This is a genomic window from Pelomonas sp. V22 (genome assembly GCF_030014915.1).
Classification (GTDB): Bacteria; Pseudomonadota; Gammaproteobacteria; order Burkholderiales; family Burkholderiaceae_C; genus JAUASW01.
In genome coordinates this window covers 157665-179990 of record NZ_JAGIXS010000007.1, presented here as the reverse complement: position 1 = coordinate 179990, position 22326 = coordinate 157665, and the positions used below count along the sequence as shown (strand labels likewise).

The 22326-nt window shown below is 66.6% G+C and carries 21 protein-coding genes; 8 read left to right on the top strand and 13 right to left on the bottom strand.

Annotation, left to right across the window (positions count from 1 at the left end):
• Positions 1 to 5: 5 nt before the first annotated feature.
• From slmA to argB, 3 genes are all read right to left on the bottom strand, one after another.
• The gene (gene slmA / locus J7U46_RS20130; RefSeq protein ID WP_282828983.1) at positions 6 to 650 is read right to left on the bottom strand and encodes a nucleoid occlusion factor SlmA; all 645 of its coding nucleotides are present in this window, start codon (positions 648 to 650) and stop codon (positions 6 to 8) included.
• 55 nt (positions 651 to 705) lie between these two features.
• Entirely contained in the window at positions 706 to 1377 is a 672-nt protein-coding gene (locus tag J7U46_RS20125; protein ID WP_282828982.1) for a response regulator transcription factor, read from the bottom strand.
• 120 nt (positions 1378 to 1497) lie between these two features.
• Positions 1498 to 2412 (bottom strand): acetylglutamate kinase, encoded by a 915-nt coding sequence (argB, locus tag J7U46_RS20120; protein WP_282828981.1) that lies wholly within the window; start codon positions 2410 to 2412, stop codon positions 1498 to 1500.
• Between the two features lie 64 nt (positions 2413 to 2476).
• On the opposite strand from argB, the gene J7U46_RS20115 reads away from it, so the two are divergent.
• The 4 genes from J7U46_RS20115 to J7U46_RS20100 are packed head-to-tail and all read left to right on the top strand — an operon-like array spanning position 2477 to position 5878.
• Positions 2477 to 3367, top strand: a complete 891-nt coding sequence (locus J7U46_RS20115) for a cation diffusion facilitator family transporter (protein ID WP_282828980.1) — start codon at positions 2477 to 2479, stop codon at positions 3365 to 3367.
• Positions 3364 to 3804, top strand: coding sequence for a D-aminoacyl-tRNA deacylase (gene dtd, locus J7U46_RS20110; RefSeq protein ID WP_282828979.1), 441 nt, complete (start codon positions 3364 to 3366; stop codon positions 3802 to 3804). Before J7U46_RS20115 ends, dtd begins: the two co-directional genes overlap by 4 nt.
• A gap of 35 nt (positions 3805 to 3839) precedes the next feature.
• Positions 3840 to 4499 (top strand): response regulator, encoded by a 660-nt coding sequence (locus tag J7U46_RS20105; protein WP_282828978.1) that lies wholly within the window; start codon positions 3840 to 3842, stop codon positions 4497 to 4499.
• Positions 4499 to 5878, top strand: coding sequence for an ATP-binding protein (locus J7U46_RS20100; protein WP_282828977.1), 1380 nt, complete (start codon positions 4499 to 4501; stop codon positions 5876 to 5878). The genes J7U46_RS20105 and J7U46_RS20100 overlap by 1 nt, the downstream gene beginning before the upstream one ends.
• A gap of 6 nt (positions 5879 to 5884) precedes the next feature.
• Here the strand turns inward: J7U46_RS20100 and J7U46_RS20095 are convergent, their stop codons facing one another.
• A complete protein-coding gene (locus J7U46_RS20095) occupies positions 5885 to 6772 on the bottom strand; it encodes an alpha/beta fold hydrolase (protein ID WP_282828976.1) in 888 nt (295 codons plus the stop codon).
• Positions 6773 to 6852: 80 nt separating this feature from the next.
• Between J7U46_RS20095 and J7U46_RS20090 the strand changes: the two genes are divergently transcribed.
• The gene (locus J7U46_RS20090) at positions 6853 to 7020 is read left to right on the top strand and encodes a hypothetical protein (RefSeq protein WP_282828975.1); all 168 of its coding nucleotides are present in this window, start codon (positions 6853 to 6855) and stop codon (positions 7018 to 7020) included.
• Positions 7017 to 7742, top strand: a complete 726-nt coding sequence (locus tag J7U46_RS20085; protein WP_282828974.1) for a hypothetical protein — start codon at positions 7017 to 7019, stop codon at positions 7740 to 7742. Before J7U46_RS20090 ends, J7U46_RS20085 begins: the two co-directional genes overlap by 4 nt.
• Before the next feature lie 28 nt (positions 7743 to 7770).
• Here J7U46_RS20085 and J7U46_RS20080 read toward each other — a convergent pair whose 3' ends face one another.
• The 8 genes from J7U46_RS20080 to J7U46_RS20045 all read right to left on the bottom strand — a co-directional run bounded on the left by J7U46_RS20080 (position 7771) and on the right by J7U46_RS20045 (position 16455).
• A complete protein-coding gene (locus J7U46_RS20080; protein ID WP_282828973.1) occupies positions 7771 to 9012 on the bottom strand; it encodes an AMP-binding protein in 1242 nt (413 codons plus the stop codon).
• Positions 8999 to 9301 carry a hypothetical protein gene (locus tag J7U46_RS20075; protein WP_282828972.1) on the bottom strand — a complete coding sequence of 101 codons (303 nt, stop codon included), beginning with the start codon at positions 9299 to 9301 and terminating at the stop codon, positions 8999 to 9001. Before J7U46_RS20075 ends, J7U46_RS20080 begins: the two co-directional genes overlap by 14 nt.
• Positions 9302 to 9401: 100 nt before the next feature.
• Positions 9402 to 10208, bottom strand: a complete 807-nt coding sequence (locus J7U46_RS20070; RefSeq protein ID WP_282828971.1) for an ABC transporter ATP-binding protein — start codon at positions 10206 to 10208, stop codon at positions 9402 to 9404.
• A gap of 77 nt (positions 10209 to 10285) precedes the next feature.
• Positions 10286 to 11617, bottom strand: a complete 1332-nt coding sequence (locus J7U46_RS20065; protein WP_282828970.1) for an ABC transporter substrate-binding protein — start codon at positions 11615 to 11617, stop codon at positions 10286 to 10288.
• A gap of 93 nt (positions 11618 to 11710) precedes the next feature.
• The gene (locus tag J7U46_RS20060; protein ID WP_282828969.1) at positions 11711 to 12775 is read right to left on the bottom strand and encodes a branched-chain amino acid ABC transporter permease; all 1065 of its coding nucleotides are present in this window, start codon (positions 12773 to 12775) and stop codon (positions 11711 to 11713) included.
• Positions 12776 to 12778: 3 nt separating this feature from the next.
• Positions 12779 to 13708: a branched-chain amino acid ABC transporter permease gene (locus J7U46_RS20055; RefSeq protein WP_282828968.1), complete on the bottom strand. Its 930-nt coding sequence runs from the start codon at positions 13706 to 13708 to the stop codon at positions 12779 to 12781.
• 15 nt (positions 13709 to 13723) lie between these two features.
• On the bottom strand, positions 13724 to 14509 hold the full coding sequence (locus tag J7U46_RS20050; protein ID WP_282828966.1) for an ABC transporter ATP-binding protein: 786 nt from the start codon (positions 14507 to 14509) through the stop codon (positions 13724 to 13726).
• Positions 14509 to 16455, bottom strand: a complete 1947-nt coding sequence (locus J7U46_RS20045) for an AMP-binding protein (RefSeq protein WP_282828964.1) — start codon at positions 16453 to 16455, stop codon at positions 14509 to 14511. The genes J7U46_RS20050 and J7U46_RS20045 overlap by 1 nt, the downstream gene beginning before the upstream one ends.
• A gap of 170 nt (positions 16456 to 16625) precedes the next feature.
• Between J7U46_RS20045 and J7U46_RS20040 the strand changes: the two genes are divergently transcribed.
• Positions 16626 to 17390 (top strand): Crp/Fnr family transcriptional regulator, encoded by a 765-nt coding sequence (locus tag J7U46_RS20040; RefSeq protein ID WP_282828963.1) that lies wholly within the window; start codon positions 16626 to 16628, stop codon positions 17388 to 17390.
• A gap of 465 nt (positions 17391 to 17855) precedes the next feature.
• On the opposite strand, the gene J7U46_RS20035 is transcribed toward J7U46_RS20040, so the two are convergent.
• On the bottom strand, positions 17856 to 18785 hold the full coding sequence (locus J7U46_RS20035; RefSeq protein ID WP_282828961.1) for a hypothetical protein: 930 nt from the start codon (positions 18783 to 18785) through the stop codon (positions 17856 to 17858).
• Between the two features lie 671 nt (positions 18786 to 19456).
• Here J7U46_RS20035 and J7U46_RS20030 point away from each other — a divergent pair.
• A complete protein-coding gene (locus J7U46_RS20030; RefSeq protein WP_282828960.1) occupies positions 19457 to 22297 on the top strand; it encodes a M16 family metallopeptidase in 2841 nt (946 codons plus the stop codon).
• Positions 22298 to 22326: the final 29 nt, after the last annotated feature.

The following is a 22326-nucleotide window of genomic DNA, read 5'->3' as shown; positions in this document are numbered from 1 at the left end:
GCGCGTCAGCCGCCCAGCATGCGCAGCGCGGCTTCCAGCTGCTCGGTGGGCTCGCGCTTGAAGCCCGAGCGGGCATAGCGCTGCAGGCGGCCGATCACGAAGCTCACGAACACCGAGGCCTGGGCATTGGCCGCCACCGTGGGCGTGCTGGAGCCGGCCTCCTCGGCGGCCTGGCGCAGGCATTGGCGCATCGAGGACTCGATGCGGTCGAAGAACTGGTTCATGCGCGCCACCAGGCGCTCGTTCTCGTACACCAGGGCGTCGCCCACCATCACGCGGGCCATGCCGGGGTTGCGCTCGCCGAACTGCAGCAGCACCGAGACGATCTTCTGCGCCTGGGCAAGACCTGACCCCTCGCGCTCGGTGATCTGGTTGACGAGGGTGAAGATGCTGCTCTCGATGAACTCGATCAGGCCTTCGAACATCTGCGCCTTGCTGGCGAAGTGGCGGTACAGCGCGGCCTCGCTCACCTCGAGCCGGGCGGCCAGCGCCGCGGTGGTGACACGGTCCGCCCCCGGCTGTTCCAGCATGCTGGCCAGGGTCTGCAAGATCTGCGTCCGGCGCTCGCCCGGCTTGGGCCGGCGGCGCGGTGCGGCCTCGGCAGCCGCAGGCACGTTGCTATCGCTTTGGAGGGGGCTGGCGTCGGACATTGCGGACGATTCTTGCACAGCCGGATGACGCCTCAGGCCAGGTTCCGCCCGGGCTTCAATCGCGCAGCCAGCCGAGGCGCCGCGCCTCGTAGATCGCCTCAACCTTGCTGCGCACCTGCAGCTTGCGGTAGGTGCGTTTCACATAGGTCATCACCGTGTGTGGCGAGACCTGCATGAACTGGGCGATCTCGTCGAAGGTGAAACCCTTGGCCGCCAGGTGCAGCACGCGCGACTCCTGCTCCGACAGCGCCACCGCCGCTTCATCACCCTGAGGCAACGCTGCGCTGGTCAGGTGCGGTGCCGAAGGCGCCAGGCGCATCAAGAGGCGACGGGCGATCACCGGGCTGATCGGGCTGCCGCCGGCGCGCAGCGAGCGCAGCTGGGTGGGCAGCTCCAGGGCCAGGGCGTCTTTCAGCAGATAGCCGGTGGCGCCGGCCTCGATGCTGGACAGCACATGCTGCTCGTCGCCGAAGACCGAGATCACCATCACGTCGCAATCCGGGTGGGTGGCGGCCGCATGGCGTATCAGTTCGATACCACTGCCGCCGGGCAGGTCCAGGTCGACCAGCAGCACATCGGGCCGGTGCAGGTCAAAGAGCTGGCGGCCGCTCGGCAGGTCCTGGGCGATGCCCAGCAACTGGATGTCTTCGCTGCCAGCCAGCGCATGGGTGAATGCATCGCGGAACCGGACCTGGTCTTCAACAATCAACAGCGAAAAACGGGACATGAGGCAATCGTTTCAGGGAAACGGCGATTCTCGGGGGCGAGGCGATGGAAACAATGCGAGTCCACCCGGAGCCAGGGGGGCTCCCCCCAAGTTTGAAGTGAGGGTAAATCGGGGGCGACCTCAGTGCGACTTGATCATCGTCCCGTACGCCTGGTCCGAGAGGATCTCGAGCAGCATCGCATGCGGCACGCGGCCGTCGATGATGTGGACGGCATTGACGCCGCTCTTGGCCGCGTCGATGGCACCGGCGATCTTGGGGATCATGCCGCCGCTGATCGTGCCGTCCGCCACCAGCTCGTCGATGCGGCGCGGCGTCAGCTCGGTCAGCAGCTGGCCTTCCTTGTCCAGCACGCCGCGGATATTGGTCAGCATCAAGAGCTTCTCGGCCTGCAGCACGGTGGCCAGCTTGGCGGCCACCACGTCGGCGTTGATGTTGTAGCTCTCGTTGTTCTCGCCGAAACCGATGGGGCTCACGACCGGGATGAACTGGTCGTCCTGCAGGGCCTTCACCACGCTGGGGTCAATGGAGACGATGTCGCCGACCTGGCCCACGTCGTGCTCCTTGGTCGGGTCGTCCTTGTCGATGATCTTCAGCTTCTTGGCGCGGATCATGCCGCCGTCGCGCCCCGTCAGCCCCACGGCCTTGCCGCCGGCCGCATTGATGAGGCCCACCACGTCCTGCTGCACCTCGCCGGCCAGCACCCACTCGACCACGTCCATGGTCTCGGCGTCGGTGACGCGCATGCCCTGGATGAACTCGCCCTTCTTGCCCAGCTTGCTGAGCAGGCCCTCGATCTGCGGGCCGCCGCCATGCACCACCACAGGGTTCAGGCCCACCAGCTTCAAAAGCACCACGTCCTCGGCGAAGTCCTGCTGCAGGGCCGGGTCGGTCATCGCATTGCCGCCGTACTTGATGACGATGGTCTTGCCATGGAACTTGCGGATGTAGGGCAGGGCCTGGGACAGGATCTCAGCCTTGTCGCGCGGTGCGATGTGGGAGACGTCGGTGGCGTGGGGATCGGGCACGTTCTTCATGGCTACAGCACTCAAGCAGGAGATTGCCAAAGATTGTAGGCGGCGCCCGGTGACAATCGCCGCCATGCAAGTCAGCGCCTATCTGAAGCTCTCCGTCGCCGTCGCCCTGCTCACCATCGTGCTCAAGACGGCAGCCTGGTGGTGGACCGGCTCGGTCAGCCTGGCGGCCGACGCCCTGGAGTCCCTGGTCAACCTGGCCGGTGCCATGTTCGCCCTGGCCATGGTCACGGTGGCCGCGCGTCCGCCGGACGAAGACCACCCCTTCGGCCACCACAAGGCCGAGTTCTTCTCCAGCGGCTTCGAAGGCGTGCTGATCATCGCGGCCGGCCTCGGCATCCTGTGGGCGGCCGGCCACCGCTTCTTTGACCCGCAGCCGGTGGAGAGCCTCGGCCTCGGCCTGCTGCTCGCCATCGTCAGCTCGGCGCTCAATGGCGCCCTGGCCTGGGCCATGCTGCGCAAGGCACGCGAGCACCGCTCGATGGCGCTGGAGGCCGATGCCCGCCACCTGATCACCGACGTCTGGACCTCGGCCGGCGTGGTCGTGGGCCTGGTCGGCGTGATGTTCACCAGCTGGCTGTGGCTGGACCCGCTGCTGGCCGTGCTGGTGGCACTGAACATCCTGTACGAGGGCGGTGCCCTGGTCTGGCGCAGCTCGCAGGGCCTGATGGACGAGGCGATGGATGCCGAATCGCTGGCCCGCGTCGATGAGGTGCTGGAGGGATTTCGTCACCACACGGTGCGCTTCGACCACCTGGTCAGCCGCAGCGCCGGCCAGCGCTGCTTCGTGGACCTGCACATGCACATGCCGAGCGACTGGTCGCTGGGCCGCGCCGCCGCCGTGCGGGCCTCGGTGGAGCAGGCCTTGATGAGTGCCGTGCCGGGTCTGCGCGCCACCATCCAGCTGCTGCCGATGGACGTGGAAGCCCACTTTGATGACCCCAAGGATTTGATTTGATCGCCTTGATTCAACGCGTGCGCGAAGCCCGTGTCGACGTGGCCGGCGCCACCATCGGCAGCATCGGCCCCGGCCTCTTGCTCCTGCTCTGCGCCGAGCCCACCGACACCGAGGCCCTGGCTGAGAGGATGATCGACAAGGTCTTGAAGCTCCGCATCTTCAGCGACGAAGCCGGCAAGATGAACCGCAGCGTGCAAGACATCGCCGGCGGCTTGCTGATCGTTTCGCAGTTCACGCTGGCAGCTGATGCCAGCAGCGGCAATCGGCCGAGCTTCACCGGCGCCGCGCGGCCCGAGCTGGGCCGACACCTGTACGAGCACGCGCTGGCCTACGCGGGCCGCCAGCACCCGGACGTGCAATGCGGCGAGTTCGGTGCCGACATGCAGGTAAGCCTCGTCAACGATGGGCCGGTGACCATACCGCTGCAACTGCGCTGACAGCCCCGTCTTGGCTGGCGGCACAATCCGCCGCCATGCATGTGCTGATCATCGAAGACGACCTGGACCTCGGCCGCGCGCTGCAGCAGGCGCTGCGCAGCGAGGGCTTCACGAGCGAGTGGCGGCGCCTTGCCAGCGATGCGCCGCAAGCCGGCGAACTGGCCGACTATGCCTGTGTGCTGCTGGACCTCGGCTTGCCCGATGGCAGCGGCTTCGAGCTCTTGCATCGCTGGCGCCAGGGCGGCGCGCAGACGCCTGTGCTTCTGATCACCTCGCGCTCCGGCCTGGACGAGCGGGTGCGCGGCCTCGATGGCGGCGCGGACGACTACCTGGTCAAGCCCATCGCCATGCCCGAGCTGCTGTCGCGCATGCGGGCCGTGCAGCGCCGCTATGCGCAGCAGGCGAGCAGCAGCTGGCGCATCGGTGAGCTGGAGATCCATCCCGCCGCGCGCACGGTGCAGTTGGCCGGTCAGCCGATTGAGCTGTCGCCGCGCGAGTTCAGCATCCTCGTGGAGCTGGCCCGCGAACCCGGCCGCGCCGTGGCCAAAGGCGCCCTCGCCCAGCGCCTGGAGCCACTCGGCGAAGCACTGGACTTCAGCGTGCTGGAGGTCCATGTCTCCAACCTGCGCAAGAAGATTGGCGCCGAGCGCATCCGCACGCTGCGCGGCGTGGGCTATCGGCTGGAGAAGCCCTGATGTTGTGGCAACGCCTGTTCGGGCCCAGCCTGGCCCGGCGCCTGATCGCCTCGCTGCTGCTGGCCTTCGTGCTGGTCTGGATCGCCCTGCTACTGCTCTACTGGCAGCGCCTGACCCAAGGGCGCGAGGCGCAGGTGCAGCGCACGGTGACCCAGGTGCTGGCCCTCCTGAAGCCCGAGCAGACGGGCGCCGAAGCTGCATTGCGCGCGCGCACGGTCGACGAGCTCTCGCGCCAGGAGCTGCGCGACGCGGGCCAGTCCACGCGCGCCGGCTTCATCCTGCGCGATCTGCAGCGCCCCGGCGACGAGCCGGTCTACATCGCCGACCAGTTGCAAGGCCTGGAACTGCGCTGGAGCCCGGACGGTACTTGCGAACTGCGCGGCCAGCCCTGCATCAACCAGGCCCGCAGCAATGCCCGCTGGGAGCTGCGCCGCATCAGCCTGCCCATGGGCGACGGCGAGGTCTTCGCCGGCATCCACCAGGCGCTGCTACCGCTCTTGCTGCTCAGCTTTCCGCTGATCCTCTTGCCGCTGTGGCTCGCCGTCTCGCGCGGCCTCTCGCCCTTGAACCGGCTGAGCCGCGTGCTGGGTCAGCGCAGCCCCGATGACCTGAGCCCGCTGAAGCTCGACCTGCGCTACCGCGAACTGCAGCCCTTGCTGAGCTCGCTGCAAGGCCTGTTCGCCCGGCTGCGCGGCCACCTGGAGCGCGAGCGCGCTTTCGTCGAAGACGCCGCCCACGAGCTGCGCACGCCGATGGCCCTGATTGGTACGCAGGCCCATGTGCTGAAGCGTGCAAGCTCGGAGGCCGAACGCGAGCAAGCCGGCCGCCAGCTCGATGCGGCGGTGGACCGCGCCTCCCACCTGGTCCAGCAGCTGCTCGCCCTAGCCCGCATGGAAGCCGCGACCGCGCCGGCCCTACAGCGGCTCGATCTGGCCGAGTGGCTGCGCGAACAGTTGCTGCTGCACATGGCCGGGGCGGACGAAGCCGGCATCGAGCTGAGCCTCGAGGCGCCCGATCAACTGTGGTGGCAGAGCGAGCCGCAGGCCCTCGCCTCCATCGTCGGCAACCTGGTCGAGAACGCGCTGCGCTATGCGGGCCGCGGCGCGAAGCTGGAGCTGCAGTTGCAGGCGGTCGAGGGTGGCGTGGAGCTGGTCGTGCAGGACGACGGCCCCGGCATCGCACCCGAGGACCAGTCCCTGCTCTTCACGCGCTTCCATCGCGGCCGCCAGCAAGGCGGACCGGTCAGCGGCTCCGGCCTGGGCCTGTCCATCGTCCAGCAGGCCTGCCTGCGCCTCGGTGCGCGGCTGAGCCTGGAGAGCCCGCGTGCCGATCTGTCGGGGCAGCGCGGCTGCGCGTTCAGGGTTCTCCTGCCGGGCTGAACAAGCTCAGCGGCTGCTCGCCACGCTGCGAACGAACTCGCAATAGCGCTCCATGGCCTCCTTGCGCGGCAGCATGGTGTCGTGCGTGGCCTCGGGCAGCAGCAGGAAGTCCTTGCGCGCGCTGGGCACGGCCTCGAACAGCTGGCGGCCCAGCTCTGCCGGTGAGGTCTGGTCCCGGCTGCCGGCCAGCATCAGCAGCGGGCCCTGGTAGCGACCGAGCGCCTGGCGGTTGTCGATGCGGGCCATGCCCTCGCTGAGCTGCAGCCGGATCAGCGGCGCCAGCAGGCCGGCTCGCTGCCCCACGGCGTACTCGGCCATGGCCCGCGGGCTGGGCGCGGCGGCGGCCAGTACCAGGCCGTCGAGCGGGCGCTGGCTGGCCACCTGCCCGGCCATGAAGCTGCCGAGTGAGTAGCCATGGACCACCAGCTTGCCGCCCGGCTGCTGCAACTGCCGCACATGGTCGTAGATGCGCAGCGCATCGGCCGCCATCAGCTCCGGCGTCGGCTGGCCCGGGCTGCGGCCATAGCCGCGGTAGTCGAACATGGCGATGTTGACCGGGCAGGCCGCCAGCGCCTTCACGACCGGGGCGCCGGCGTCGTCGAGGTGGAAGAGGTTGCCACCGTAGAACAGCACCGTGGCCACGGCATCGGGGCGCTCCAGCAGGACGCCGTTCAGCTCGGTGCCTTCGGTCTTCAATTGCAGCGGCGTGACGCGGGCCTGCGGCAGCAGGCTGGCCAGTTGCTGCTCATCGAGCGGCGCCTTGGCCTGGAAGCCGGTCACCCGGTCCGGCTTGATGAATTCTCGGTCGGGCAGGTTCACCGTCTGGCAGGCGGCGAGGGACAGCAGGCCGGCGAGCATCAGCAGGCGGCGGGCCAGGGCAAGGATCGTGGCCATGGTGCGGGGCTTGGTCGGTTGAACACAGGACCGCGATTCTTCGAGGCCAAGCTTCAGCCAAGCCAAAGATCCGACTTGCCATGCTGCACCGGCAAACGCCGGCGCATGACCTGACTCCTGCGTTCTGTCGGGCCGATTTGCAGCCCGTCAACGACCGCTCCACTCACGCGTTGGCACTCGGCACAATGCGCCGCGTTGAAGCAACCTTCTTCATCAACAAACCGAACCCGGAGGAGATAAACCCATGAGCAAGACCACCACCTTCCTGAGCGGCGCCGCCGCCAGCGCCACAGCCATCATCGCCATCACCCTGCTGACTGGCGCCAAGGCGCCACCGGCCAAGTTTGAGGAGATCGACGTGGGCCGCATCAATGTGCGCGAGCCGGATGGCACGCTGCGCATGGTGATCTCGAACAAGGCTCAGTATCCCGGCGACTTCCAGCAGGGCAAGGAAGGCGCGCGCCCGGATCGGGCCGACAAGGCCGGCATGCTGTTCATCAACGACGAAGGCACCGAGAACGGCGGCTTCATCCAGAAGGGCGTCGTCGGCCCTGATGGCAAGGTCAACGCGGGATTGAGCCTGACCTTCGACCGTTTCCGCCAGGACCAGGTGATCCAGCTGCTGCATGCCGAGCAGGGTGGCACGGCCACCAGCACGCTGGTCATCAACGATGAGGCCGACGGCCTGCAGATGGACGTCAAGCAGCGCAGCGAGCGCATGGCCGAGATCCGCAAGATGGAACCGGAGGCCCGCAAGGCCGCCATCCAGGAAATGCGCGACAAGGGCCTGCTCGCCGCTAACCGCGTGCGCCTTGGCACCACCGCCGGCAAGTCCTCGGCCCTGATGCTCAGCGACGCCAAGGGCCAGCCGCGCATGCTGTTGATGGTCACCCCCGAGGGCAAGCCCAGCATCCAGATGTTCGACGACAAGGGCCAGCCGGCCAAGACCATCGACCTCGAGTCGAAGTGAACGGCGAGCGCCGCAGCGCGGCGCTCGCTCAGTCGAACTTGCGCAGATCCTCGATCACCCGCCCGTCGTTGGGCAGGCTGCCGGGCTGAATGAAGTCAACCTCGGCCCGCAGCTTGGTAATGTCGCGCACCGCCTCCGCCACGCGCGACTGCAAACCCTCGGGCGCTGCACCGGCCAGCTCGGCTTTCAGCGTGAGCCGGTCGCTGGCCATCTCGCCCTCCACCACCAGGCGCAAGCGGCCCAGCTCGGGCAGGCGCTTGGCGATCTCGCCGACCTGGCTCGCATGGACGAACATGCCGCGCACCTTGGCGCTCTGGTCGGCCCGGCCCATCCAGCCCTTGATGCGCTGGTTGGTGCGGCCCGTGGGGCAGGCGCCGGGGAGCACGGCCGAGAGGTCGCCGGTGCCAAAACGGATCAAGGGGTAGTCGGGATTCAAAGTAGTGACGACCAGCTCGCCCACCTCGCCCTCGGGCACGGGGTCGCCGGTGCCCGGCCGCACGATCTCGACGATCACGCCCTCGTCGATCACCAGGCCTTCACGGGCCTCCGTCTCGTAGGCGATCAGGCCGATATCGGCCGTGGCATAGCACTGGTAGCCGGTCACGCCGCGTTCGAGCATCCAGTCGCGCAGGCTGGGCGGGAAGGCCTCGCCGCTGAGCAGGGCCCTCTTGATGGGCAAGACCTGACCCTCGCTCTTGTCCAGCAGGATCTTCAAGAAGCTGGGCGTGCCCACATAGCCCGTCGGCCGCAGCTCGCTGATCGCCTGCAGCTGCAGCTCGGTGTTGCCAATGCCGCCGGGGAAAACGGTGCAGCCGATCGCGTGGGCGCCGGTTTCCATCAGCGAGCCAGCCGGCGTCAGGTGGTAGGAGAAGCTGTTGTGCAGCAGCTCGCCGGCCCGGAAGCCGGCGGCATGCAGGGCACGGGCCACGCGCCAGTAGTCGGGGCGCGCACCTTCCGGCTCGTAGAGCGTGCCGGGCGACTGGAACACGCGGCGTGCCGCGCCCCAGGCGATGGCGGCGAAGCCACCGAAGGCGTCCTCCGTGCGCCCGGCCTGCTGGCGCGCCAGCAGTTCGTGCTTGCGCGTGACCGGCAGGCGGGCCAACAGCGCACGGCTGTCGACACGCTCGGGCGCGTCGGCGAGCAGCTCGGCATAGGCACGCGTGCGGCTGCGGGCATGGCGCACCTGGCGCTCCAGCGCCTGCATCAGCGCCTGCTCGCGCAAGGCCGGGTCGCGGGCTTCCAAGGCGTCGTAGAACTCAGTCGTGCTCATCGCCCCACCCCGCCAGGCTTTTCTTCACCGAGGCCACGAAGTCGCGCAACTGGGCGCTGTCCTTCAGCAGCTTTTCATTCCACTCCGGTGTGCGCGAAGGCCGCTTGACCAGGGCGACGCGCAGCTGTGCGCCATCGATGGCCGCCCGGGCCATCACCATGCCTTTGCGCTCGAAGCGCCCTTCCCGCTCGGCCAGCCCGAGCTCGCGCAGATCGCGCTTCAGCCGCTGCAATGCCTCGTCCGGTTTGAAGTGCGGAAGAGCAGGGATCCAGTCTTCATCGTTACTCATGGCATGTCGTGTCCTGATCAAGCGGCTGCCGCGGATCCGGCTTTGCCGGGCCGTCGGCTGCGCCCCCTTGAGGGGGCCGGCGAAGCCGGTAGGGGGTGGGCTAAGCAAGCCAGCGCTTGCGGCGCTTGTAGCTTTTGACGTCCTTGAAGCTCTTGCGGTCGCCGCCGCCGACGCCGAGGTAGAACTCCTTGACGTCCTCGTTCTCTCGCAAGGCCTTGGCCTCGCCGTCCATCACCACGCGGCCGCTTTCGAGGATGTAGCCATAGTCGGCATAGCGCAGCGCCATGTTGGTGTTCTGCTCGGCCAGCAGAAAGGTCGTGCCCTCCTTGCTGTTCAGGTCCTTCACGATCTCGAACACCTCTTCGACGATCTGCGGCGCCAGGCCCATCGAGGGCTCGTCGAGCAGCACCATCTTTGGGTTGGCCATCAGCGCGCGGCCGATGGCGCACATCTGCTGCTCGCCGCCCGAGGTGTAGGCCGCCTGGCTGGTGCGGCGGGTCTTGAGCCGAGGGAAGTAGTTGTAGACCTTCTCCAGGGTCGCGTTGACCGCCGCCTTGCCGTCGGTGCGGGTGTAGGCGCCGGTCATCAGGTTCTCTTCGATGCTGAGGTGGGCGAAGCAATGCCGGCCTTCCATCACCTGGATCACGCCGCGATTGACCATCTCGGCGGTGGAAAGCTTCTCGATGCGCTCGCCACGCAGCTCGATGCTGCCCTTGGTCACCTCGCCGCGCTCGCCGGCCAGCAGGTTGGACACGGCCCGCAAGGTCGTCGTCTTGCCCGCGCCATTGCCGCCCAGCAGCGCGACGATGCCGCCCTCGGGCACTTGCAGCGACACGCCCTTGAGCACCAGGATCACATGGTTGTAGATGACTTCGATGCCGTTGACGTTCAAAAGAATATTGCTCATACGCCGCCTTTGACTCTTTGAAGCACCGCGCGCGGCGCTTCAAAGAGGACTCCGCTGGAGTCCTCGTGCGGGATGGATCAGGACTGGCAGTCTTCCGGTGTACGACGGGTCAGCTTCTTCTCCGCCGCGTACTTCTCAGCGGTCGCCTTCACCATCGGCTTCAGGATCTGCTCATCGGCCTGATACCAGTCGCCGACGAAGTTCCACTTCTTGCCGTCCCAGGTGTGGACGCGCGCCCAGCTGGAGCCCATGTGATCGACGCAAGACGTCGAGACCGGGCGCATCACGCCGGCGAGGCCAAGGGCATCGAGCTTCTTCTGGTCGAGTGCCAGGTTCTCCAGGCCCCAGCGCACCTGCTCGCCGTTCATGACCTTGCCCTTGCCGAAACGTTCCTGCGCGCGCTTGACGCCTTCGACGCCCAGCATGGCCGAGAGCAGACCGCGCATGTAGAGCACCTGGCCGACTTCTTCCTTGGGGCCCGTGCCCTGGTTCTTGGCATGCAGCTCCTTGAGGATGTCCTGCACCACCTTGGCCTGCGGTTCGGCGCCATGCTGGATGGTCACGGCGCTGTAGCCCTTGGCGCCATCGCCCACGTCCTTCACATCAGGCTCGGCACCGGCCCACCAGACGCCGTACATCTTCTCGCGCGGGAAGCCCGTGGCTTGCGCTTCCTTCAGCGCGGTGGAGTTCATCACGCCCCAGCCCCAGAGGAACACATAGTCCGGTCGGCTCTGGCGCACCTGCAGCCAGGTGGCCTTCTGCTCGACGCCGGGGGCCGTGACGGGCAGGAGTTGCAGCTCATAGCCATGCAGCTTGGCGCGCTCCTGCAGCAGAGGGATCGGCTCCTTGCCGTAGGGGCTGTCGTGATAGACCAGGGCGACCTTCTTGCCCTTCATCTTGTCCCAGCCGCCCTCCTTCTTGGCCACGTGCTGCAGCAGCACGTCGGCTGCCACCCAGTAGGTGCCGAGCAGCGGGAAGTTCCATTTGAAGACGCCGCCGTCCTGGCTTTCGCTGCGGCCGTAGCCGGCGGTGATCAGGGGGATCTTGTCGCCGGGCGCCTTCTCGGTCAGCGCAAACGTGGCGCCGGTGGAGAGCGGCTGGAACAGCGTGGCGCCCTTGCCCTTCAGGCGCTCGTAGCATTCCACCGAGCGGTCCGTCGCGTAGCCGGTTTCGCATTCCTCGTAGCTGATCTTGACGCCGTTCATGCCGCCCTTGGCATTCACGAGCTTCAGGTAATCCACATAGCCATTGGCCCAGGGCGTGCCATTGGGCGCATAGGCACCGGTGCGGTAGACCAGCACCGGGAAGAACTGCTCCTTGGCCTGGGCCAAGGCATCGGTAGCGAGGGTAGTCAGGCCGGCGGCGGCCACCGCAGCTATCAGGGCCAGGGACTTGAGTCGTGTCGTCATCTTGCTGTCTCCGGTTGTGCGCGCTCGTGGCGCGCTTTGTGGTTTCAAGAAGGAACTCGTCAATCGATGAATCAGTGAGGCACCAATGAGGCGTCAGTGAGGGAAGGGCCAGAGCCGCAGCTTCTCCTTGGCCGTGGCCCAGAGCCGCGCCAGGCCATGCGGCTCCTTGATCAGGAAGAACACGATCAGCGCCCCGAAGACCATGAACTCCAGGTGGGAGGAGGTCTCGGTGGCAATCGGGATGCCCAGCCAATGCGGTGCCTGGCTCAAGAGGATGGGCAGGATGATGATGAATGCCGCACCGAAGAAGGCGCCCATCACCGAACCGAGGCCGCCGATGATGACCATGAAGAGCAGCTGGAACGAGCGGTCGATCGAGAAGGCGGCCGGCTCCCAGGAGCCCAGATGCACAAAGCCCCAGAGCGCGCCGGCCACACCGACGATGAAGCTGCTGACCGCGAAGGCACTGAGCTTGGCGTAGACCGGGCGGATGCCGATCACGCTGGCCGCCACGTCCATGTCGCGCATGGCCATCCACTCGCGGCCGATGGCCGAGCGCACCAGGTTCTTGGTGAGCGTGGCAAACACCACGACGAAGGCGAGACAGAACAAGTACTTCTGCACCGGTGACTCGATGGGGAAGCCCAGCACCTGCAGGTTGGACACCGAAACATTGCCCGAGGCCGAGTTGTTGGTGAACCAGCTGATGCGCAGGAAGGCCCAGTCGCAGAAGAACTGCGCGGCCAGCGTCGCCACGGCGAGATAGAGGCCCTTGATGCGCAAGGACGGCACGCCGAAGAACACGCCGACAACGGTGGAGGCCAGCCCGCCCAGCAGCAGCGAAGCAATCAGGGGCATGCCCTCGATGCGAACCTGGAAGTTGTAGGCCGCATAGGCGCCCACCGCCATGAAGGCGCCGGTGCCCAGCGAGATCTGGCCGCAATAGCCCACCAGCACGTTCAGGCCCAGGGCCGCGAGCGAAAGGATCAGGAAGGGAATCAGGATCGCACGGAACAGGTATTCCGAGGCGAAGGCCGGCACCACGACGAAGGCGACAAGCAGGATCAGGCCGATGGCGATCTGGTCCTGGCGTATCGGGAAGACCGCGTTGTCGGCGCGGTAGGAAGTCTTGAACTGGCCGTTTTCTCTGTAGAGCATGGTTCAGACCCGATCAATGATCTTTTCGCCAAACAACCCCTGGGGCCGAATCAGCAGAAAGCCGAGGGCCAACACATAGGCAAACCAGATCTCGATGCCGCCACCCAGCATGGGGCCGAGATACACCTCCGAGACCTTCTCGCCCACACCGATCACGAGGCCGCCGATGATGGCGCCCGGCACGGAGGTGAGCCCGCCGAGGATCACCACCGGCAAGGCCTTCAGGGCCACCAGCGAGAGCGAGAACTGCACGCCGAGCTTGCTGCCCCAGATGATGCCGGCCACCAGGGCCACGAAACCCGCCACGCTCCAGACGATGACCCAGATGCGCGACAAGGGGATACCGATGGACTGGGCCGCCTGGTGGTCGTCCGCCACGGCACGCAGTGCGCGGCCGGTGGCCGTCTTCTGGAAGAACAGGGCCAGCAGTGCCACCAGCACGGCGGCGATCAATGCCGCATACAGGTCTTCCTTGTTGACCAGCACGCCGCCTTCAAAGGTCTTCTCGAACAGGAAGATCGGGTCCTTGGGCATGCCCACGTCGATCTTGTAGATATCGGAGCCGAACAGGCTCTGGCCCAGGCCTTCGAGGAAGTAGGTGATCCCGAGCGTCGCCATCAAGAGCGTGATGCCCTCCTGGTTCACCAGCTTGGAGAGCACCAGGCGCTCAACGCACCAGGCCACCACGATCATCACGGCGCAGGCCCCCGCGAAGGCAAGGATGTTGGCCAGCACGGCGTTGTCGAAGCCCAGCCACTTCGGAATCCACTCCGAGAAGCGCGCCATCGCCAGCGCCGCGAACAGCACCATCGCGCCTTGAGCGAAGTTGAAGACGCCCGAGGCCTTGAAGATCAGCACGAAGCCCAGCGCGATCAGCGAATAGAGCATGCCGGTCATCAGGCCGCCGAACACCGTTTCGATGAGGAATCCCATGTCGTCCGTCCTGCGTCAATGCGAGGTGCCGAGGTAGGCACGGATCACGTCTTCATTGCGGCGCACCTCGTCGGGCGCACCGTCGCCGATCTTCTTGCCGTAGTCCAGCACGACCACACGGTCCGAGATGTCCATCACCACGCCCATGTCGTGCTCGATCAGGACGATGGTGGTGCCGAACTCGTCGTTCACGTCGAGGATGAAGCGGCACATGTCCTGCTTCTCTTCCACGTTCATGCCGGCCATGGGCTCGTCGAGCAGCAGCACCTTCGGCTCCATGGCCAGCGCACGCCCAAGGTCCACGCGCTTTTGCAGGCCATAGGGCAGACGGCCGACCGGTGTCTTGCGGTAGGCCTGGATCTCGAGGAAGTCGATGATGCGTTCGACCTTCTCGCGCTGAGCGATCTCCTCGCGCTCGGCCGGCCCCCAGCGCAAGGCCTGCAGGAGCAAGTTGCTCTTCATGTGCAGGTTGCGGCCGGTCATGATGTTGTCCAGCACGCTCATGCCCTTGAAGAGCGCGAGGTTCTGAAAGGTGCGGGCCACGCCCATCTCGGCCACCTGGCGCGAGTTCATGTGCTTGAAGGTCTGGCCCTTGAAGCTGATCTGGCCCTGCGTCGGGTGGTAGACCCCGTTGATGCAGTTCAGCATCGAGCTCTTGCCGGCGCCGTTCGGTCCGATGATGGAGCGGATCTCATGCTCGCGCACATCGAAGCTGATGTCGGTCAGCGCCTTCACGCCGCCAAAGGCCAGCGAGATGTTCTTGACCTCGAGGATGACCTCGCCGATTTTCTTGTTTGACATCAGGCGGCCCTCTGCACAGCGGGGAAGGTCTTGGCGTCCACGATCTTCAGATCGGCCGAGACCGCCCCGCTGCGACCATCCTCGAATTTCACCGCCGTCTCGATGAACTGCGAGGTTCGGCCGCCGTACAGCGCATCGATCAGCACCTCGTACTTCTCGGCAATGGCGCCGCGCCGGACCTTGCGGGTGCGCGTGAGCTCACCATCGTCGGCGTCAAGTTCCTTGTGCAAGACCAGGAAGCGCGTGATCTGGCTGCCGGCCAAGAGCGCGTCCTGCGCCAGGTCGGCATTGACCTTCTCCACGCAGTCGCGGATCAGCTCGTAGACCTCGGGCTTGCCCGCCAGGTCGGTGTAGCCGGCATAGGGCAGGTTGCGGCGCTCGGCCCAGTTGCCCACGGCCTCGAAATCGATGTTGATGAAGGCGCAGACCTTCTCGCGCCGGTCGCCAAAGGCCACGGCCTCCTTGATGTGGGAGAAGAACTTCAGCTTGTTCTCCACATACTTGGGCGCGAACATCGCGCCATCGTTGGCGCCGCCCTGGATGCGGCCCACGTCCTTGGCGCGGTCGATGATCTTCAGGTGGCCCGAGGCATCGATGAAGCCGGCATCGCCCGTGTGATACCAGCCCTCCGCCGTCAGCACCTCGGCCGTGGCCGCGTCATTCTTGTAATAGCCTTTCAAGAGACCCGGCGAGCGCACCAGGATCTCGCCGCTCTCGGCCAGCTTGATCTCCACACCCTCGATGGGCACGCCCACGGTGTCGGACCTCGCCTCGTTGTCGGGCTGCAGGCAGACGAAAACGGCCGTCTCGGTCGAGCCGTAGAGCTGCTTCAGGTTGATGCCTATGGAGCGGTAGAAGCTGAACAGGTCGGGGCCGATGGCCTCGCCCGCCGTGTAGGCCACGCGCACCCGCGAGAAGCCCAGCGTGTTGCGCAGCGGGCCGTAGATCAGCACATTGCCGAGTGCGTACTTGAGCTTGTCGAGCAGGCCGACCGGCTTGCCATCCATCAGCGCCGGGCCCACGCGGTTGGCCAGCGCCATGCAGCGCTTGAACAGCCAGCGCTTGGCAGCGGACGCGTCCTCCATGCGGATCATCACGGTCGTCAGCAGGCCTTCAAACACCCGCGGCGGCGCGAAGTAGTAGGTCGGGCCGATCTCCTTCAGGTCAATGCTGACCGTGCTGGCCGACTCGGGGCAGTTCACCACGTAGCCGCAGGCCAGCCACTGCGCATAGCTGAACACGTTCTGGCCGATCCAGGCCGGCGGCAGGTAGGCCAGCACCTCTTCGCTGCTGGTGAGCTTGTCGAAGCGGGCGCCGGCCTGGGCGCGGTCGATCAGCGTCGCATGGGTGTGAATCACGCCCTTCGGATTGCCGGTCGTGCCCGAGGTGAAGAACATGGCGGCGGTGTCGCTGTCCTTCACCGCCTCGACCCATTGCATGTACAGCTGCGGATGGGCGGCGGCCTCGACCCGGCCGGCGGCCACCAGCGCATCGAGGGGGCTCAGGCCCGGCTCGTCGTAGTTGCGCAGACCGCGCGGATCGTCGAACCAGATGTGCTGCAGGAGCGGCAGCTGCTCGCGGATCTCCAGGAGCTTGTCGACCTGCTCCTGGTCCTCGACCACGGCAAAGCCGACCTCGGCATTGGAGAGCGGGAACACGAACTCGGCCGCCACCGCGTCCTGGTACAGCGGCACGGGGATGGCGCCCAGCGACTGCGCCGCCAGCACCACGGCCGAGAGGCGCGGCCGGTTCTCACCCACCACCACCAGGTGCTGGCCGGGCCGCAGGCCGGCCTGGTGCAGGCCATGGGCCAGCGCCTGCACGAGGCTGGAAAGCTCGGCCCAGCTGGTGGCCTGCCAGATGCCGTATTCCTTTTCTCGCAGCGCAGCGGCGTCAGGGCGCTGCCTTGCATGCTCGAGCATCAGACGCGGAAAGGTCGTCGTCACTGCCTGTCTCCTGCGGGACGTCCTGTGCGCAGAAACTTCGGCGCCGGGTCCTCGTGTTCGGCAATACTAGGCCTCACTTTGACGCCTGCCTGTCGTTGCAACGACATTCCAAGGGCTATCCCGACCCCAGGTTTTCACCAGGGCCCGCTGTCAGTCTCTCGTCAACGAGCATGAGTCACGAATCCAGCCTGTCGAGCTCGCGTTCCTCTTCCTTCTCGTCGTCTTCTGCTTCTTCTCATGGGACGCCGCTGCGCCAACGCGCCCGCGCCGCCACACCGGCCGAGCTGGCCGCCATTCCCTGGCTGGCCGTGCTCGAGCCCGAGCAGCGCGAGCGGATCGCCCGGCAGCTGCAAGTGGCCGAAGCCGAGGTGGGCGAGCGGGTCTGCCGCATCGGAAAGTCGGCCAACTTCTGGTTTGGCGTGGTGGACGGGCTGCTGAAGATGAGCAACGACGACAGCAGCGGCCAGGCCATCACCTTCACCGGCGTACCGCCGGGTGGCTGGTTCGGCGAGGGCACGCTCTTGAAGCGCGAGGTCTACCGCTACAACATCCAGGCGCTGCGCCGCAGCGTGGTGGCCGGCCTGCCACTGGAGAGCTTTCATGAATTGCTCGAAACCAGCATCGCCTTCAATCGCTTCGTCATCAACCAGCTGAACGAGCGGCTCGGCCAGTTCATCGCCGCCCGTGAGATCGACCGCAGCAGCGACCCCGACCTGCGCGTGGCCCGCAACCTCGCCGCCCTCTTCCATCCCCAGCTGTATCCCGGCGTGGGCACCTTGCTGCGCATCACGCAGCTGGAGCTGGGCTATCTGGTGGGGCTCTCCCGGCAGCGGGTCAATCAGGCTTTGAAGCGGCTGCAGGCGGATGGGTTGATACGGATCGAGTATGGGGGGTTGAGGGTGTTGGATTTGGTGGCGCTCAGGCGGTTTGGGTGAGCGTCAGGGCATCCGAATTTCGACCCGGTGGATGCCGAGTTTGGACAGGTGGGTGGGCCTCGGTTGGAGGCGGCTCTGCAGCGGTTGCGGCCGATCAAGAGTTCAGCGCGAACGACCGCACTCGATCTCTTTCCGGCCGTCTATTTCCTGCCTTCGCACTTGCATTAGAAGTCCATCGCCTCGACCTTGATTGCCCGATTTCATTACTCGGGGTGCCAGCTTCACGATCCGCTTCGAGTCCAGCGCTTTGTCGAGCTTGACTGGATCTGGCCCCAGGCAAATCGGGATTGGCGTCCGACACTTCGACAGGCCTCGCCGCCAAGCATCTAGCTCCTGCCGCTCAACGGCCCACAGCTACTTGCAAGCGTTCTCCGGAATGAAGCTCGCAATGAATTCAGTCACCTCGGACCGCCAACCGTTGGGGTTTGCAGGCCCACCGCAACCGACCAGGCTCCCGAGCGCCCTTCAACGTTTGCGGAAGACGATGGAATAGGTCAGTGCTCGCTGGCCCCAAGCGGCGCTCGGTGCAGAGCTCTGGCTCTCGACTGCCCAGCCCGCTGCCAATATCTCAGCAACTGTCATCCGAATTTCGTAGCGACTGGGCAGTACACAGTCGACCAACGTCTGGCTAAAGGACCCGCCCAGTTCGATCGGTGCGCGGCCGGAGTCGCAGGCCAACGCTTTGCCACTGGGAATTGACTCAAATTCGCGCTGAAGACCCTCCTGCTTGGCCTTCAAGCGCTGCCCTTGCTCTTGTTCGCGCTTCTGCCTTGAGGCTATCTGATCTTCATAGGCCTTCTTCGCTTGGAGTGCAGCAGCCTCCAGCGAGGAAAGCACAGCCGACCGCTGGTCAGCAGGGATTACAGCGATTTGCAAGTCGGCACCTTCTTTTAGGCGTGCGAGCGCGACTTCCAATTTGTAGCGAGTCTTCGTCGGAAAGACGCCATCCAGCGTGCCGGCCTTCAAACAAGCTTTGGCGTCGGGAGATGCCCCCTCACCGGGGTCCGGGCAGATCACCAAGCTGTTGAACATGCCAAACATGGCCCGGTATGACGATGGGGCCGTTTGCAACCAGAACGGAGATTCCTTGCCGTCACGCATCGCGCTGCCGGCAGCGATTTCGGAACCGGACTTGACGGGCCAGAACTTGTCGCTAAACGCGGCCGAGTAGTAGAGGAAGGCTTTCCAGTCTGCGCCAGGCACAGCGCCGGAGGCATCGGCGTTGTTCAGCTTTCTCCACGGCCCCTTACCTACGACATCAAGCAGATTGCGCTCTGTGCGCACCGAGAAAAACAGCATTTCGTCTACTGGCTCGGCGGCCTGAGCCGCGGGCATTTGCAGTAGGGGCAGGACGGCAATAAGAAGGCCTTTGCTTACGAGGTCGCGAGGACGCATGGCTTGGGATCTCCAGGAGAAACTGCAAGAAAAATTGCTGAGTGCCGGGGCCAGGTCTTGAGTGGCCGGCTCGCTGCGCAGTCAATGTAAGACCGCCAGAAAGAACCTCAACCGATTCAACCGAGGCAGGCGCCAACAATTTGGCGCCTCACGTCAACGCCTTGCGGCGCACAGGCCCTGGGCATCAAACTGCGATTGATAGGGCTAGGCTGATCAACTCCCGTCTCGCCGGATGGTCTGGTGGCGAGGCCGCAGGGGCGCCGCGATGATCGACAAATGAAGCTGGACAAGCCCGGAGCAGTAGCCGTGATTTCATCAAGCAAATGTGTGCGCACGCGAGTCATCATTCCTGCGAGCAACGCTCCGACGTACCTCTTCCTTGATATGCCCGATGAGTTGCTTAAGTACGTTCACATGCCAAGAGACATGGAGACTGCATACCGAATGCACTGGGCGGAGATTCGAATGGACCCGACTAAGCGCACCTAGGGCCGCGACCTCTCGCAGCGCCGCCCGTCGAGTGACCGCTTCCAGCCACCGCGGCCATTCGAGCAAGCGGCCGCGGATGACTGCTCACAGCCTGCAGCTGCCACTCCCTCCAGTCGCCCCAACGACACCGCTACCATCCCGCCCTCATACCTAGAACAGCACCGCCCCGAGGGAGTTCCACGATGACCCAGCCCCTGCACCGGCTCCTCGCCGCCGCCTGCCTGCTGCTGGCCGCAGCCCATGCAGCCACCCACGCTGCCGCACTGCCCGAGGGCCTCACCGAGCAGCGCCAGCTCGGCGGCATCCGCGAGTACCGGTTGGCCAATGGCCTGCAGGTGCTGCTGATGCCGCAGCCCGCGCAGAGCCAGACCCAGGTGACGGTGATCTACAAGGTGGGCAGCCGCCACGAAGGCAAGGGCGAAGCCGGCATGGCGCACTTGCTGGAGCATGTGACCTTCCGGGGCACGTCGAGCGTCGCGGACCTGGGTGATGAGTTCCGCCGCCTCTCGGCCCGCTACAACGGCACCACCAGCCTGGACCGCACGAACTACTTCAGCAGCTTCGCGCCCAACCCCGCCACGCTCGCCCAGATCCTGCGGCTGGAGGCCACGCGCATGCAGCAGTCGCGGCTGGAGGCGGTGGACTTCGAAAAGGAAAAGCCCATCGTGCTGAACGAGATGGGCCTGCGCGGTACGGCGGTGAACAGCCTGCTGTACCACGGCCTGATGGCCGGCGCCTTCCGCCAGCATCCCTATGGCCGGCCGGTGATCGGCTTCCGCCAGGACCTGGAGCAGCTCTCGCTGCCCACGCTGCGCAGCTTCTATGCGCGCCACTACCGGCCCGACAACGCGGTGCTGATGATTGCCGGCGCCTTCGACGAGCAGGCCGCCCTGGCCGCCGTGGCCGAGCAGTTCGGCCCTGTACGCGCGCCGGCGGAAGCGCTGGCCACACCGGTCGCCAGCGAGCCAGCCCAACAGGGCCCGCGCATCGTCACGCTGCAGACGCCGTCCAGCGCGCTGGCCCTCGCCTACCGCGTGCCCAGCGCCGCGCAGACGCCGGCCCTGTGGGTGCTGCAGGCCTGGCTGTCGGGCCTCTCGGCCAGCCATGGGCGCAGCCTCGAACGCCCGCACCAGACCGTGCCGCTGACCGGCCTGCAGCTGACGCGCGAGCCCTTCGTGATCGGCCTGTCGCTGCAGCTGCCCGACAGCAGCAGCAGCGACGCCGCCGGCCGCGAGGCGCTGGAGAAGCTCGAGTCGCGCTGGATCAGCCGGCTCGAAGACGGCGGCCGCGACAAGCCGCCGGCCGAGCTGCTGCAGCTGATCAAGTCGCAGTTGGTGCAGCAGCTGCGCCAGCGGTTGCAGGAGCCGGCGTCGGCCTCGGCCCTGCTCAGCGATGCCGTCGGTGCCGGCGATTGGCGCCTGCCGTTCAAGCTGATCGAGACCCTGCCCCAGGTCACGGCCGAGCAGGTGCGCGAGCTGGGCCGCAGCTATCTGCGTGCCGAGAACCGCACCCAGGTGCATGGCTTCAGCGACGCGGCGCTGGGCAGTGAGCCGCAGGTCGTCGAGACGAGCGTCAGCGGCCTGGCCGGCCTGTTCTCCAAGCCGGTGCAACTGCCTTCGGCCCAGCCCGATCCGACCCAGGGGCTGGATCAGCTCAAGGTCGAATCGCCGCCGCCGCCGCCGCCGGCACCGATGGCCGCCGCCGCGTCGGCCACGCCCCTGCCCGCATTCGATCCCGATCCGCGCGCGCTGGAGCGCCAGGTGCGCCGCTATCAGTTGCCGAGCGGCCTGCTGCTGGCCACGCTGCCCAAGCCTGCGCCCGACGACGCGCTGTTCCTGCAGCTGACGCTGCGCTGGGGCAGCGCCGCCGACATGGCCAAGTTCCAGGGCTGGCGCCTGCTGGACGAGCTGCTGGACGAAGGCTCGATGCTGATGAGCGCGGCCGAGATCCGCCAGCTCAAGCTGGAACTGCAGGCCAGCGTGCAGGTCATCGGCGGCCCCCAGGGCCTCACCGTGCAGGTCAAGACCAACAAGCGCCGGCTGGCGGCCGTGCTGAGCCTGCTCAGCGACCAGCTGCGCCAGCCGCTGCTGCCCGAAGCCGCCTTCCTGCGCCTGCGCGACAACCGCCTGGCCCGGCTGGCTGCCGCTGCGCGCGAGCCGGCTGCGGCCGCCCATGAGCAGCTGCGCCAGCACCAGAACCGCGAATGGTCGCTGCAGCCGGGTGACCCGCAGTACCAGCCCTCGAACGAAGAACTCGCAGCCCTCTACCGCACGATAAAGCTGGCCGATCTGCGCGATTTCCAGCGCCGCTTCTGGTCGGCCAACCAGGTGCAGGTGGCCGTGGTCGGCAGTTGGCCGGAGCAGCTGTTCGAGCTGCTGGAGCGCTATTTCGGCGGCTGGAAGCTGGCCGACGCGCCGGCCTTCGAACGCCAGGTCTTGCCGCACCGGCCGCTGGCCGGCGCGCGCTTCGTGGCAAGCGGCGGCGGCAAGGGCTCGGCCCTGGTCAGCCTGCAGCAGGAGCTGCCACTGAACCGGGCCGATCCGGCCTATCCGGCCTTCGTACTGGGCGCGCGCATCCTGGCCAATGGCGGCGGCAGCCGCCTCGGAAACAAGCTGCGCCAGCAGGATGCGATCAGCTACAACGTGGGCTTGCAGATGGCCGTGCCGGAAACCGGCGACCGCGCCCGGCTGAACATCCAGGCCACCGGTGCGCCGGCAGCGGCGGCACGCATCGAGGCCACGATGCATGAGGAGCTGGAGAAACTGCTGGCCGAGGGCGTCACGGCCGCCGAGCTGGACCAGGCCCGCCGCCAGCTGATGGGCGAACGCCGCCAGGGCCGCAGCAACGAAGCTCCGCTGAGCGGCATGCTGCTGGGCCAGCTGGATCGTGGCAGCAGCTTCCTCTCCACCCAGTTGCGCGACGACGAGGCCCTCGCGGCCGTCACACCGGCCCAGGTGCAGCAGGCGCTGCAGGCCTTGCTCAAGCCGGCGAACTGGGTCTGGGTGATCACGGGCGCGCCCTGAACGGGCCGCGCCTGGCAGCGGGATCAGCC

What these genes read in the sequence shown, in the direction of transcription:
- slmA (WP_282828983.1), bottom strand. Translation starts at nt 650, where the DNA reads ATGTCCGACGCCAGCCCCCTCCAAAGCGATAGCAACGTGCCTGCGGCT.
- J7U46_RS20125 (WP_282828982.1), bottom strand. Translation starts at nt 1,377, where the DNA reads ATGTCCCGTTTTTCGCTGTTGATTGTTGAAGACCAGGTCCGGTTCCGC.
- argB (WP_282828981.1), bottom strand. Translation starts at nt 2,412, where the DNA reads ATGAAGAACGTGCCCGATCCCCACGCCACCGACGTCTCCCACATCGCA.
- J7U46_RS20115 (WP_282828980.1), top strand. Translation starts at nt 2,477, where the DNA reads ATGCAAGTCAGCGCCTATCTGAAGCTCTCCGTCGCCGTCGCCCTGCTC.
- J7U46_RS20105 (WP_282828978.1), top strand. Translation starts at nt 3,840, where the DNA reads ATGCATGTGCTGATCATCGAAGACGACCTGGACCTCGGCCGCGCGCTG.
- J7U46_RS20100 (WP_282828977.1), top strand. Translation starts at nt 4,499, where the DNA reads ATGTTGTGGCAACGCCTGTTCGGGCCCAGCCTGGCCCGGCGCCTGATC.
- J7U46_RS20095 (WP_282828976.1), bottom strand. Translation starts at nt 6,772, where the DNA reads ATGGCCACGATCCTTGCCCTGGCCCGCCGCCTGCTGATGCTCGCCGGC.
- J7U46_RS20090 (WP_282828975.1), top strand. Translation starts at nt 6,853, where the DNA reads ATGCTGCACCGGCAAACGCCGGCGCATGACCTGACTCCTGCGTTCTGT.
- J7U46_RS20085 (WP_282828974.1), top strand. Translation starts at nt 7,017, where the DNA reads ATGAGCAAGACCACCACCTTCCTGAGCGGCGCCGCCGCCAGCGCCACA.
- J7U46_RS20080 (WP_282828973.1), bottom strand. Translation starts at nt 9,012, where the DNA reads ATGAGCACGACTGAGTTCTACGACGCCTTGGAAGCCCGCGACCCGGCC.
- J7U46_RS20075 (WP_282828972.1), bottom strand. Translation starts at nt 9,301, where the DNA reads ATGAGTAACGATGAAGACTGGATCCCTGCTCTTCCGCACTTCAAACCG.
- J7U46_RS20070 (WP_282828971.1), bottom strand. Translation starts at nt 10,208, where the DNA reads ATGAGCAATATTCTTTTGAACGTCAACGGCATCGAAGTCATCTACAAC.
- J7U46_RS20065 (WP_282828970.1), bottom strand. Translation starts at nt 11,617, where the DNA reads ATGACGACACGACTCAAGTCCCTGGCCCTGATAGCTGCGGTGGCCGCC.
- J7U46_RS20060 (WP_282828969.1), bottom strand. Translation starts at nt 12,775, where the DNA reads ATGCTCTACAGAGAAAACGGCCAGTTCAAGACTTCCTACCGCGCCGAC.
- J7U46_RS20055 (WP_282828968.1), bottom strand. Translation starts at nt 13,708, where the DNA reads ATGGGATTCCTCATCGAAACGGTGTTCGGCGGCCTGATGACCGGCATG.
- J7U46_RS20050 (WP_282828966.1), bottom strand. Translation starts at nt 14,509, where the DNA reads ATGTCAAACAAGAAAATCGGCGAGGTCATCCTCGAGGTCAAGAACATC.
- J7U46_RS20040 (WP_282828963.1), top strand. Translation starts at nt 16,626, where the DNA reads ATGAGTCACGAATCCAGCCTGTCGAGCTCGCGTTCCTCTTCCTTCTCG.
- J7U46_RS20035 (WP_282828961.1), bottom strand. Translation starts at nt 18,785, where the DNA reads ATGCGTCCTCGCGACCTCGTAAGCAAAGGCCTTCTTATTGCCGTCCTG.
- J7U46_RS20030 (WP_282828960.1), top strand. Translation starts at nt 19,457, where the DNA reads ATGACCCAGCCCCTGCACCGGCTCCTCGCCGCCGCCTGCCTGCTGCTG.